The 12,265-nt window shown below is 68.7% G+C and carries 10 protein-coding genes; 8 read left to right on the top strand and 2 right to left on the bottom strand.

The genetic code is table 11. From position 1 onward, the window contains the following. The first annotated feature begins 25 nt into the window (after positions 1-25). The 4 genes from hrcA to VGI12_16320 are packed head-to-tail and all read left to right on the top strand — an operon-like array spanning position 26 to position 3,565. Positions 26-1,066, top strand: a complete 1,041-nt coding sequence (gene hrcA / locus VGI12_16335) for a heat-inducible transcriptional repressor HrcA (protein ID HEY2434246.1) — start codon at positions 26-28, stop codon at positions 1,064-1,066. A 3-nt stretch (positions 1,067-1,069) separates the two neighbouring features. Beyond that, a complete protein-coding gene (grpE, locus tag VGI12_16330; protein HEY2434245.1) occupies positions 1,070-1,588 on the top strand; it encodes a nucleotide exchange factor GrpE in 519 nt (172 codons plus the stop codon). Next, the gene (gene dnaJ / locus VGI12_16325; protein ID HEY2434244.1) at positions 1,585-2,724 is read left to right on the top strand and encodes a molecular chaperone DnaJ; all 1,140 of its coding nucleotides are present in this window, start codon (positions 1,585-1,587) and stop codon (positions 2,722-2,724) included. The genes grpE and dnaJ overlap by 4 nt, the downstream gene beginning before the upstream one ends. Further along, entirely contained in the window at positions 2,717-3,565 is an 849-nt protein-coding gene (locus VGI12_16320) for a 50S ribosomal protein L11 methyltransferase (GenBank protein ID HEY2434243.1), read from the top strand. The genes dnaJ and VGI12_16320 overlap by 8 nt, the downstream gene beginning before the upstream one ends. Before the next feature lie 138 nt (positions 3,566-3,703). On the opposite strand, the gene VGI12_16315 is transcribed toward VGI12_16320, so the two are convergent. Continuing rightward, the gene (locus tag VGI12_16315) at positions 3,704-4,441 is read right to left on the bottom strand and encodes an RsmE family RNA methyltransferase (GenBank protein ID HEY2434242.1); all 738 of its coding nucleotides are present in this window, start codon (positions 4,439-4,441) and stop codon (positions 3,704-3,706) included. Between the two features lie 24 nt (positions 4,442-4,465). Here VGI12_16315 and VGI12_16310 point away from each other — a divergent pair, with 24 nt between their 5' ends. From VGI12_16310 to VGI12_16295, 4 genes are all read left to right on the top strand, one after another. Next, entirely contained in the window at positions 4,466-5,452 is a 987-nt protein-coding gene (locus tag VGI12_16310) for a protein kinase (protein HEY2434241.1), read from the top strand. A 70-nt stretch (positions 5,453-5,522) separates the two neighbouring features. Continuing rightward, on the top strand, positions 5,523-6,494 hold the full coding sequence (locus VGI12_16305) for a branched-chain amino acid transaminase (GenBank protein ID HEY2434240.1): 972 nt from the start codon (positions 5,523-5,525) through the stop codon (positions 6,492-6,494). 37 nt (positions 6,495-6,531) lie between these two features. Continuing rightward, positions 6,532-7,731, top strand: a complete 1,200-nt coding sequence (locus VGI12_16300; GenBank protein HEY2434239.1) for a type IV pilus twitching motility protein PilT — start codon at positions 6,532-6,534, stop codon at positions 7,729-7,731. A 41-nt stretch (positions 7,732-7,772) separates the two neighbouring features. Continuing rightward, a complete protein-coding gene (locus tag VGI12_16295) occupies positions 7,773-8,249 on the top strand; it encodes a regulatory protein RecX (GenBank protein ID HEY2434238.1) in 477 nt (158 codons plus the stop codon). Between the two features lie 285 nt (positions 8,250-8,534). Here VGI12_16295 and VGI12_16290 read toward each other — a convergent pair whose 3' ends face one another. Continuing rightward, positions 8,535-12,260 (bottom strand): ATP-binding protein, encoded by a 3,726-nt coding sequence (locus VGI12_16290; protein ID HEY2434237.1) that lies wholly within the window; start codon positions 12,258-12,260, stop codon positions 8,535-8,537. Positions 12,261-12,265: the final 5 nt, after the last annotated feature.

Raw genomic sequence — 12,265 nt, 5'->3', positions numbered from 1 at the left:
GCATTCTCAGATTGCTAAGTTACGTATGAGCCGTCATCCTGAGCTACCGGAACGAGATAGGCGGATCCTCGGCGCGCTCGTGCAGGCCTACATCGAGCAGGGGGAACCCGTGTCGTCGCTGTGGCTCGCCAACCGCGGATTTGGCGTGTCGTCGGCGACCCTGCGTAACGTGCTGGCCCGGCTGGAAGAGCTGGGGTACGTGCGGCAGCCGCATACGTCGGCGGGACGGGTCCCGACCGATCTCGGCTATCGCTCGTATGTGGATCAGCTGCTGTCCGAGCGGCGGTCGATGCGCCACGCCCCCGACGTCGAGGAGCGCCTGCGCCGCGCCGGCACCATCGAGGACGTGCTGTCGCATGTGTCCCAGGAGCTCTCCCGCGCCTCGCACCAGGTCGCGTTCGCGATGGTGCCGGCGACCGAGGCCACGTTCGAGCACCTCGATTTCGTCGTCCTCGACGGCGGCAAGGTCCTCGTCGTGCTGATTTCCGACGGCGGACACATCTCGCACAAGGTGATCGAACCGCCGGAGGCGTACTCGGCCGTCGAGCTCCAGCAGGCGGCGAACTTCCTCAACACGGAGTTCAAGGGGCGATCGCTCAGCGACATCCGCCAGGCGATCGTCGACCGCGTGAACGAGGATCGCCACCTCTACGATCAATTGAAGGCGCGCGCGCTGCGCCTGGCGAGCCGGACATTCGAGGGGATGCAGCGCGAGCCGTCCATCTACGTGCAGGGAACGGCGCTGCTCTTCGACCTCGTCACGGCGGGGGACCCCGAGACCGCTCTGACGACGCTGCGATCGCTGGTGCAGATGATCGAGGAGAAGTCGCGCCTGATCCGGCTGATCGACGCCTGCATGGACGGCAGCAGCCTGACGGTCATCATCGGCTCGGAGCACCAGGATCCGGAGCTGCAGCATTTCAGCCTGGTAACCTCGACGTATACCGACGGCAGGCGCCGCGGCGCGGTCGGCGTGATCGGGCCGACCCGCATGCGCTACTCGCGCGCGATCAACGTCGTCGACAGCCTGTCGCGTACCATCAACCGCGTTTTCGACAACCCGTAACTCATGACCGACGAACTGAACGAAGACTCCGGGCAGACCAGCGCCACGGCGCCGCCGGACCAAGACGATGCGTCGCTCGGCGTCGCCGAGCTGAAGCAGCAGCGCGACGAGTTCTACGATCGCCTGCTGCGCAAGACCGCCGAGTTCGACAACTACCGCAGGCGGACCGATCGCGAGCGGGTGCAGCTCTCGGAAGCAGCCGCCGCGGATCTGCTCACCGAGCTGTTGCCGCTCGTCGACGATCTGGAGCGCGCGCTACAGGCCGACAGCGGCGGCAGCGTGGAAGGGATCCGCAAGGGAGTCGAGCTGATCCACCGGCAGCTGGTGGAAACGTTGCGCAAGCGCGGCGTGAAGCCGATCGATGCGCTTGGCGCGGAGTTCGATCCGCATTTTCACCAGTCGGTGTCCTACGAGCCGGCCGCCGGGCGTCGCGACGGCGAGGTCATCGAGGAGTTCCGCCGCGGCTACATGCTCGGTGACCGCCTCCTCCGGCCGGCGATGGTGAAGGTGGCGAAAGGGTGAGCAAGCGGGACTACTACGAGGTCCTCGGCGTCGAACGTGGGGCCACCGACCAGCAGCTCAAGAGCGCCTACCGGAAGCTGGCGCTCAAGTACCACCCGGATCGCAATCCGGGCAGCGGCGAGGCCGAGGAGCGCTTCAAGGAAGCGGCTGAAGCCTACGCGGTGCTCTGCGACAAGGAGAAGCGCGGGCTGTACGACCGCTACGGCCATGCCGGTGTCAGTGGCGCCGCGGCCGGCGGATTCGATCCGAATGCGTTCGCCGGGTTCGAGGATATCTTCGGCAACCTCGGCGACATCTTCGGGTTCGGCGATCTTTTCGGCGGCCGGCGCCGGCGCGGCGGCCCCCAGCGCGGGGCCGACCTTCGCTACGATCTCGAGATCTCGTTCGAAGAGTCGTTCACGGGCACCGAGACAACGATCCTGATTCCGCGCGAGGAGACGTGCGAGACGTGCAGCGGCTCGGGGGCCGCGGCCGGGAGCGCGCCCGAGATCTGCCCGCACTGCAAGGGAGCCGGCCAGCTGCGCTTCCAGCAGGGATTCCTCACGGTCGCGCGTCCATGCTCGACGTGCCAGGGCAGCGGCCGCGTGATCAGCCGCCCCTGCCAGGCGTGCCGGGGCGCGGGCCGCGTCGGGCGCGAGCGCAAGCTCACCGCGAAGATTCCGGCCGGCATCGCGACGGGCCAGCGCCTTCGCCTGTACGGCGAAGGAGAACACGGCGCGGCCGGCGGGCCGCCCGGCGACCTCTATGTCGTCGTGCACGTGCAGGAGCACTCGTTCTTCCATCGCGAGGGAGACGATCTTTACTGCGAACTGCCGGTGAGCTTCCCGGTGCTTGCGCTCGGCGGCGATCTCCGGGTGCCGCTCGTCGAAGGAGAGGAATCGCTGAAGGTTCCGGCCGGCACGCAGGCGGGGGCTCGCTTCAAGCTGCGCGGCAAGGGCATGCCGAACGTCTCCGGGCGCGGGCATGGGGATCTGTATGCCATCGCGCGTGTCGCGGTGCCGAAGAAGTTGACGAAGGATCAGAAACGGCTGCTCGAGGAGCTGGCGAAAACGCTGCCGCAGGAAGTGTACGAGCCGGACGCCGCCGACGGCGCAGAGAAGCCGTTCTTCGAGAAGGTCAAGGATATTTTTGGCTGAGTATCCGGCGCTCGACGTCCCCTGCGACGACCCCGATTCACCGCTGTCCGACCGTCTCTGCGCGCTGCTCGACGACTTCGATCCGCTCGGGCTGCTGGTCGTGGACGCGGGACTCCGTGTCTTCTTTCGATCCGGCCCGATGCGCGATCAGGCGCGACAGGCGATTGCCGACCGCGAGGGCTTGAACGCCGTGGCGATAGAGGTGTCGGACGAGGACTGGGCGCGTCGATCGCAGGACGATCTGCGGGCGATCGAGGCGGGCGGCCTCGTCATCGCCCCGCCGTGGGACGTGCCCAAAGGGGCGACGCCAGTCATCATCATCGAGCCGTCGATGGGCTTCGGCACCGGGCACCATGCGACGACCCGGCTGTGCTTGCGGATGCTGCGGCGGCTGGCCGGCTCCGAGCGGGCGGGCGAGCCGTCTCCCCTGCGCGGTGCGCGCGTGCTCGACGTGGGCACCGGGTCCGGCGTGCTCGCGCTGGCCGCGTGGAAGCTTGGCGCGGGCGACGTCGTCGGCGTCGACAACGACCCCGATGCGCTACAGAACGCGCGCGAGAACATCGCGCGCAACGGCGCTGGCCCGTCGATCGACATCGTTCAGGACGATCTGGGGAGCCTGCGCATCGAGCGCGCCGGGATCGTGCTGGCGAACCTGACGGGCGCGGTGCTGGTGCGTTATGCAGACGAGCTGCGCGGGCTGGTGCTCGACGGCGGGCATCTGATTCTCAGCGGCTTCGCCCCGCAGGATACCGTCGTGGTCCGCTCGGCGTTCAGGGATCTGGCGGTGATCGACGAGCAGTCGGAAGGCGATTGGGCGTCGCTCATGTTGCGCCGGACCTGAAGGTCCGGGCTACGTCTTCTTCCGGCGACGCGCTGTGCCGGACCAGAAGGTCCGGCCTACGTCTTCCGGTTCAGGCTCCGTCGATGATGTAGGCCGGGTCTTCAGACCCGGCGCAATCAGCCCCAGTCTTCAGACTCACTACAGGTCGCCCCAGAGATACAGCAGGACGCCGAGCGCGACGAGCGGCACGGCGTCGGCGCGCAGCGTGCGCCGACCCAGCGTCACCGGCACATAGCCCGCGCCGGCCGCCGCCTCGATCTCGCGCCCGCTCCAGCCACCCTCCGGACCAACGAGAACGGCGACGTCCGACGGACGTTGTCCTTGGAGGACGGAGGCTGGATGCCCCTCCACGCCGGCTGACGGCTCGACGAGCAGCACCCGCAGCCCCGCCTGGCGGGATTCATCACGCGTGAGCCAGTCGGCGAACGTCACACCACTGCCGATCCGGGGCACCACGGCCCGCCGGCACTGCTTGACCGAGGCGAGTGCGATCCGCGACCAGCGCGCCGGCGCACCGCCCGGCTTCAGATGCGCCGCCATATGCTCGCTGACGATCGGCTCGATCGCCGCGACCCCCATCATGGTCGCGTCGCGAACGACCTCGTCCATCCGCTCGCCTTTCAACGCGGCCTGCACCAGCGTGACGCGGACCAGGGGCTCGGAAACGGGTTCGTACGCCTCGAGCAGCCGCACGGCCGCGCCGTCGCGGCCGATCCGCTCGACACGCGCCCTGAACTCCCGTCCGGCGCCGTCGAACACGGCGACCTCGTCGCCGACCGCAATCCGCAGCACCTGCGACAGATGGCGCGTCTCCTCGGCGTCGAGGCGCGCGGTGGCGGATTCGGCGTCGATCGACGCAAGGAAGCGCGACAGCATGACGTATACTCGCTCTCACTCGCATTGCTGTTCAAGGGCCAGCAGCTCGGTAAGTACAAAATCATCGCGCCGCTTGGCAGCGGCGGGTTCGGCACGGTCTACCTCGCCAACGACACCTGGATCGACAAGCGCGTCGCGATCAAGGTCCCGCACCGGCAGAGCCTCGATTTCGGCGAACTGCTGCGCGAACCACGGCTGCTCGCTTCCGTGTCGCACCCGAACATCGTCTCGGTGACGACCGCCGAGAAGCAGGACGGCATCTTCTTCATCGTGATGGAATACGTCCCCGGCGAGACCCTCGAGAACATCATCGGGGCGAAGGGAGCGCTCGACCTGACGCGGGCGCTCGACTTCACCTGCCAGATCTGCAACGCCGTCGATCACGCGCACCGCCAGGGGGTGATTCATCGCGATCTGCGGCCGGCCAACGTCCTGATCAGCGACAACGACATGCTCAAGGTCGCCGATTTCGGCACGTCGCGCTTCCTGGAGATCGCGGCGCACGGCACGACCGTCATTGGCAGCCCGCCCTACATGGCGCCCGAACAGTTCCACGGCAAGGCGGTCTTCGCGTCCGATCTCTATTCGGTCGGCGTGACGATGTACCAGATGCTGACCGGCATGCTCCCGTACGACACGCCGGCGCCGGCCGACCTCGACAAGCTGATGTCCGGCGAGCTGGTGTCGCCGCCGCGGCTGCGCAACCCCTCGATTCCCAAGGCGATCAGCGACATCGTGATGAAGGCGCTGACGCCGGAGACGACCGGTCGCTATCAGCGCGCGACCGAGCTGCTCGAAGACGTACTGGCGGCGCGCAGCGCGTCGCGGACGCCGCAGCCGGCACCGATGGCGAGGCCGATCGGCGGCGGCCGCATCGGGCGGGACGATCCCCAGAGCATCCAGACGAGGCTTCGGGCCCGCGAGACGCCCAGCGCGCGGTTCTGCTGGCACTGCCGCAAGCCGCTGCACGCGCGCACCGACCGCTGCCCCTTCTGCGGCGAGAAGCAGTAGCCAGTCCATCCGCGATTGGCCGCGGAGCCCGCCGAACCCCTATGCTACGATCCCTTCAGGAGTTACCAGCATGTCCTTCGGCACCGGCAAGATCTGGATGAACGGCTCGCTCGTCGACTGGGCCGACGCGAAGATCCACATCGGCTCGCACGTCGTGCACTACGGGAGCGGCGTTTTCGAGGGTGCCCGCTGCTACGAGACCGAGCGCGGCTCGGCCTGCTTCCGCCTCGACGCGCACCTCGAACGGCTGTTCGCCTCCTGCAAGATCTACCGGATGGAGCCGCGCCAGAGCTACGACGAGCTGCACAGCGCGGTGCTCGAGACGATCCGGACCAACCAGTACAAGGCGTGCTACATCCGCCCGATCGTGTACCGCGGCTACCACACGCTCGGCGTCAATCCGCTGCCCTGCCCGGTCGACGCCGCGATTCTGCTCTGGGACTGGGGCGCGTACCTGGGACAGGACGCGATCGCCAACGGCGTCGACGTCAGGATTTCGTCCTGGGCGCGCGCGGCCGCCAATACCTTTCCGACCCTGGCGAAGACGTCGGCGAACTACGCCAACTCCACGCTCATCAAGATGGAAGCGATGCTCGAAGGCTACAGCGAAGGCATCGCACTGGACACCGCCGGCTATCTCAGCGAAGGCAGCGGCCAGAACCTTTTCCTGGTGCGCAACGACACCATCTACACGCCACCGCTCAGCGCGTCGATCCTGCCGGGCATCACCCGCAACTCGATCATCACGCTCGCCGAGGATCTCGGCTTCAAGGTGCGCGAAGAGATGCTGCCGCGCGAGCTGCTCTACATCGCCGACGAGGCGTTCTTCGTCGGCACCGCCGTCGAGGTGACGCCGATCAAGTCGGTCGACAAGATCACGATCGGCAGCGGCCGCCGCGGCCCGATCACCGCCGCCATCCAGGACGCGTTCTTCGGTATCGTCAGCGGACGGGCCGAAGATCGCCACGGCTGGCTCGAGTTCGTCTACGACGGCGAGCCGCGCCGGGAAACGGTCGGCGCGGCCGGTTCAGCGCGCGCCTAACCCTGCTAGAATTGGGGCGCTCCCCGGGGCGCCCCACATGGACATCAATCAGCTTCTCCAGACCGCGGTCGCCAGCGGCGCGTCCGACCTGCACCTGAAGGTCGGCAGCTATCCGATGATGCGGGTCAACGGCACGCTGGTCGTCGCCGCCGAGGAGAAGCGGCTCGATCGCAGCGACACGGAGTCGATGGCGCAGGGGATTCTCAATCCCGACCAGGTCGACAAGTTCCGCCAGAACCAGGACGTCGATCTCGCCTATAGCATCGACGGCCTCGGCCGTTTCCGGGTCAACATCTTCCAGCAGCGCGGCACCGTCGGCCTGGTCCTGCGCGTGATTCCGACCCGCATCAAGACCATCGACGAGCTGTCGCTGCCGCCGGTGCTGAAGCGCATCGCGTCGGAAGAGCGCGGCCTGGTGCTGGTCACCGGCACGACCGGCAGCGGCAAGAGCACGACGCTGGCCGCGATGATCGACTACATCAACGCGACCCGCCAGGCACATGTGATGACGGTCGAGGATCCGATCGAGTACCTCCACCGCGACAACCGATCGATCGTCAACCAGCGCGAGATCTCGGTCGACACCAAGACGTTCGCGCACGCGCTGCGCGCGGCGCTCCGGCAGGATCCGGACGTCATCCTGGTCGGCGAGATGCGCGACATCGAAACCGTCGAGACCGCCCTGCACGCCTCGGAAACAGGCCACCTCGTCTTCTCGACACTCCATACACTCGACGCGACCGAGACGATCAACCGGATCGTCGCCGTGTTCCAGCCGCACCAGCAGCGTCAGGTGCGCATCCAACTCGCGGCGGTGCTGAAGGCCGTCGTCTCCCAGCGCCTGCTGCCGCGCGCCGACGGCATGGGCCGGGTCGCCGCCGTCGAGGTGATGACGACGACCGCGTTCATCCGCGACTGCATCGTCGACAAGGACAAGACGTCGATGATTGCCGGGGCGATTGCCTCGGGAACCTCGCAGTACGGCATGCAGACGTTCGACCAGGCCATCTTCGGCCTCTACTCGCAGAAGCTGGTGCTGCTCGAGGAGGCGCTGCGCTGGGCCTCGAACGTCGACGACTTCAAGCTGAAGGTCGCTGGCATTTCGACCACCGCCGACATGTCTCGCGAGGAGATGGCCGCCAAGACCGGGACGCCGGCCGTCCCTTCGGCACCGGCGAAGCAGGCCGCGGCGCCACCGAAAACGATTCCGACCATCGAACGCTTCGGCGGACGTTAGTGCGCCGTCGCGGCCACAGGTCACGGACGGGCCCACGCGCGATGCCCGAACGCACCGCATACGTCGACGGCCTCCACATGCTCGGCCGTCGTGAGCTGTCCGTCGAGGATCTCCGCCACCGCCTGCTCGAGCGCGATCACCCGCCGGCGGACGTCGATCGCGCCATCGCCCTGCTGCTCGAGAATCGCGCGCTGGACGACGCACGGGTGGCGGCGGCCTACGTGCGGACGGCGATGAAGGTGAAAGGGCGGGGCCGCCTGCGCATCCGCCGCGAGCTGCAGGAGATGGGCATCGATCAGGGCGTCGCCGCGGAAGCGCTCGCCGAAGCGTTTGGCGACGTCGACGAGCGCGCGATGGTCAGCGAGGCGCTACGCAAGAAGCTGCGCGGCGCGCGGATCACCACCCAGGTCGAGTACGCGCGCGCGTTCCAGTTCCTGATGCGGCAGGGATTTCCCCCCTCGATCATCACGTCGGTGCTGCGCGCCTCTCGTAAATCCGCGCCCGACGAAGGGGACTAGAGCATTTCCAGTTCGCCGTAGCGCAGGCCTTCAGGCCTGCTCCGGTTCGCCGTAGCGCAGGCCTTCAGACCTGCCGTGAGGCGGGGCTGAAGCCCCGCGCTACAAAGGCACGGATTCACACAGAGGAACCGACTCACAGCAGCGCAGGCCCTCAGGCCTGCTCCGATTCGCCGTAGCGCAGGCCTTCAGGCCTGCCGTGAGGCGGGGCTGAAGCCCCGCGCTACAAAGGGGTTCGACGTAGCGCAGGCCTTCAGGCCTGCCCCGCCCTGGACAATCCGCTCGGGTCTAGCCGCTGAACGACTGCAGGAGGTCGGCGAGCACGTCCAGATCGACCGGCTTGACCAGGTGGGCGTCGAATCCCAGCGCGCGCGTGCGCTCGCGGTCGGCCGGTTGTCCGTATCCCGTGATCGCGACGAGCTTCACCGCCGATCCCGCCTCAGTCTGGCGGAGCCGTGCCGCGAGCTCATAGCCGTCCATCACCGGCAGGCCGATGTCGAGCAGCGCGATGTCGGGCGCCGCCTCGATCGCGGCATCGAGCGCCGCCACACCGTCGTGCACCGCCCGCACCCGGTAGCCGAGCGATTCGACGTATTCGGCCAGCATCGCGGCCGCATCCTCGTTGTCGTCCACGACCAGCACCGAAGGGCCGTGGGGCGCGGCTGCGGCCACGCTTCGTTCGGGTGCGGCCGCCGACACGCGCTCCGCCCGCCCGGCGGCGAGCGGAAGCCGGACGATGAACTCACTGCCGCGGTTGCGTCCGTCGCTGCGCGCCTCCACCGTGCCGCCGTGCAGCGCGGTGAAGTTGCGAACGATCGTCAGCCCCAGGCCAAGGCCGCCCTGCGTGCGGTCGAGGGCCTGGCGCTCCTGCGTGAACATGTCGAACACCCGCGGCAGCATCTCCGGCGAGATGCCGATGCCGCTGTCGCGGACGGTGAGCACGGCCCGCCCGTCGGCTGCCGCCGCGTGCAGCCAGACACGGCCGCCCTTCTCGGTGTACTTCGCCGCGTTGGTCAGCAGGTTCGCGGCGACCTGCGCCAGCCGCGCCGGGTCCCCGTCGACCACCAGACCGCGGGCCACGTCCACTTCGAGCGCGTGGCCGCGCTCCTCGAGCAGCGGGCTGGCCATCTCGATCGCCTTGGCCACGATGTCGGCGAGGTCGAGAGGTTCGAGCCGGAGATCGATCTTGCCTCGTGCGATCCGCGAGACGTCCAGGAGATCGTCGACCAGCCGCACCAGGTGGCGTGTTTGACGCTCGATGACGACGCGTTCGCGCTCGAGCGCCGAATCGCCGCGCAGTCGCATCAGCTGCAGCGCGGTCAGCATCGGGGCCAGCGGATTGCGCAGCTCGTGGCCGAGCATCGCCAGGAACTCGTCCTTGGCGCGGCTGGCCGATTCCGCCTCCCGGCGGGCGCGCACCAGCTCGCTGACTTCGAAGACGACCACCGCGATGCCCTCGATCGCCCCGGCCGTGTCGCGCATCGGCTGATAGACGAAGTCGAAGAACGACTCTTCGAGCGGGCCGCCGGGCCGCGAGACGATCATGACGCGGTGCGCCTTGCCGACGTGAGGTTCGCCGCTGGTGTAGACCTGGTCGAGGAGCTCGAACAGGTGCTGCCCTTCCAGCTCCGACAGGGCTTGACGCGCCGGGATGCCGAGCAGGTCGCGCTCGCCCACCAGCTTGAGGTAGGCGGGATTCGCCAGCTCGAAGACGTGGTCCGGTCCGCGCAGGATGGCGATCGCGGCCGGCGCCTGCGCGAAGACCTCCGCGAGTTGGCGCCGCTGCAGGTTCTCGACGGCGCGAATCGAGGCGCGCAGCAGCTGCATCTCGACGCGCGCGATCAGCTCGCGCGCCGAGAACGGTTTCACCAGGTAGTCGTCGGCGCCGGTCTGCAGTCCCTCGAGGCGCGCTTCCTCGCCGGCGCGCGCCGACAGCATCAGCACCGGCAGGTCGCGGAGCACGTCATCGGCGCGCAGCGCCGCGACGAGCCCGAAGCCATCGAGCTCGGGCATCATCACGTCGGTAATCAGCAGGTCGGGACGGGCCCGCCGCACGGCCTGGAGCGCCCGCGCGCCGTCGCCGACCGCTTCCACGTTCCAGCGCGCGCCGAGCAGCCGCCGCACGTACTCGCGCATGTCGGCGTTGTCGTCGGCGAGAACGATGCGGCCCCGCTCGGCGCCGGCCTCCGTGCCCCGCGCCGTCGCGGCCGCGTCCGCGGGAGCGTCCGGCGCACTGTCGAGCCAGCGCTCCGCTTCGACGACGAACGCCTGCGGGCCGATCGCGCCGGCGTCGACCCTCCCGCCTTCGCCGATCTGCGACCGCTCGAGGTGCGCATGCCCCGACGGAATCGTCACCGTGAACGTCGTCCCGCGTTCGGGTTCGCTGGCCACCGTGATGTCGCCGCCGTGCAGCGTCACCAGGTCGCGGACCAGCGCGAGACCGATCCCGGACCCCTCGTGCGTCCGCGCGCGCGTTCCCTCGATGCGGTGAAAGCGCTCGAATACGCGCGGCAGTTCCTCGGGCGGAATCCCGACGCCGGTATCCGACACGGTGAGAACAGCGGCGCCAGGATGCCAGGCGGTCGCCACGCGCACGTGCCCGTCGAACGTGAACTTGAACGCGTTCGAGATGAGGTTGAGGACGATCTTCTCCCACATCTGCCGATCGAGATAGATCGGCTCGGGCAGCGGCGCGCAGTCGACGTCGAGCCGCAGCCCGCCGCGTTCGATCGCCGAGCGGAAGGTGCTGGCCAGGTCGGCGGTCAACACCGACACGTCGGTCGGTTCGTAGGTGGCGCGCGTACGCCCCGCCTCGATGCGCGAGAAGTCGAGCAGCGAGTTGACGAGCTTGAGCAGCCGCAGCTCGTTGCGATAGACGGTTTCGAGCGCCTCTCCAGTCAGGGCCCCGCCGGCAGCCAGCGCGTCCTGCGTCGGGCCGAGCATCAGCGTCAGCGGCGTGCGGAACTCGTGGCTGACATTGGAGAAGAACGCCGTCTTGGCACGGTCGATGGCCGCCAGCGCTTCGGCGCGCCGCCGCTCTTCTTCGTAGACGCGGGCGCTGGCCAGCCCCGCGGCGAGCTGCCCGACCAGCAGGCCGACGAAGCTGCGAACGCTGTCGTCGACGACGCGGTAGGGATTCAGGCCGGCGACGAAGGCCCCGCCCTGCCCCTTGTGCTGCAGCGGCACGACCAGAAGCCGCGACGGCGAATCCTGCCAGGGGCCCCGCGGCAGCGCCGCTACGCCGGCGGGCGGCCGCGCAGGAACCACCACGCCGGCCGGACGGCCGGCCACCTCGAACAGTCCCCACGGCGCCGATGGCGACGTGAGATCGACCACCGCCGGCAGGGCTGCGACGGACTCGAAGCCGGACGCACACACCAGTTCAGCCTGTGAACCGCTGTCGTCGAACAGATAGAGCAGCGAAAACGGGATGTCTCGCGACTCGACGGTCAGGCTTTCGACCACCGCCGCGCAGACATCGCGCTCGGTGATCGCCCGCGCCAGCCGGGCCGCCAGATCGCGCAGGAGTGCCAGGCGCCGCGCGCCAATGACCCGCTCGGTGCCCTCGGTGACGACACAGAAATTCCCGGCGATTCGCCCCTCGTCGTCCGGCAGCGGGCTGTACGAGAAGGTGTGATAGGTCTCTTCGCGATAGCCGCTGCGCTCGAGGAACAGCAGGAGATCCTCGTCCCAGGTCGCTTCTCCGTACCGCAGCACGCGGTCGACGCGCGGGTGCACCTGATCCCAGATCTCCGCCCACACCTCGCGCGCAGGCCGGCCGAGCGCCGAGGGGTGCTTGGCGCCGAGCGTGTCGTGGGCGTAGGCGTCGTTGTAGAGAAACGCGAGTTCGGGGCCCCAGCCTATCCACATCGAGTAGCGCGACGTGAGGAGGACGCGCACGATGGTCCGGAGGCTGCGCGGCCAGGTATCCGGCGGCCCAAGCGGCGTCGCCGCCCAGTCGTGCCCGGCCATGATGGCGCCGACTGCACCGCCTCCTTCGAAGAGGGCGTCCATTGTCC

Source organism: Vicinamibacterales bacterium (genome assembly GCA_036496585.1).
Lineage (GTDB): Bacteria > Acidobacteriota > Vicinamibacteria > Vicinamibacterales > 2-12-FULL-66-21 > JAICSD01.
The sequence above is the reverse complement of the archived record's forward strand: the minus strand, read 5'-3'. Positions and strand labels throughout refer to the sequence as shown.

What these genes read in the sequence shown, in the direction of transcription:
- VGI12_16290 (HEY2434237.1), bottom strand. Translation starts at nt 12,260, where the DNA reads ATGGACGCCCTCTTCGAAGGAGGCGGTGCAGTCGGCGCCATCATGGCC.
- VGI12_16315 (HEY2434242.1), bottom strand. Translation starts at nt 4,441, where the DNA reads ATGCTGTCGCGCTTCCTTGCGTCGATCGACGCCGAATCCGCCACCGCG.
- grpE (HEY2434245.1), top strand. Translation starts at nt 1,070, where the DNA reads ATGACCGACGAACTGAACGAAGACTCCGGGCAGACCAGCGCCACGGCG.
- VGI12_16300 (HEY2434239.1), top strand. Translation starts at nt 6,532, where the DNA reads ATGGACATCAATCAGCTTCTCCAGACCGCGGTCGCCAGCGGCGCGTCC.
- hrcA (HEY2434246.1), top strand. Translation starts at nt 26, where the DNA reads ATGAGCCGTCATCCTGAGCTACCGGAACGAGATAGGCGGATCCTCGGC.
- VGI12_16295 (HEY2434238.1), top strand. Translation starts at nt 7,773, where the DNA reads ATGCCCGAACGCACCGCATACGTCGACGGCCTCCACATGCTCGGCCGT.
- VGI12_16305 (HEY2434240.1), top strand. Translation starts at nt 5,523, where the DNA reads ATGTCCTTCGGCACCGGCAAGATCTGGATGAACGGCTCGCTCGTCGAC.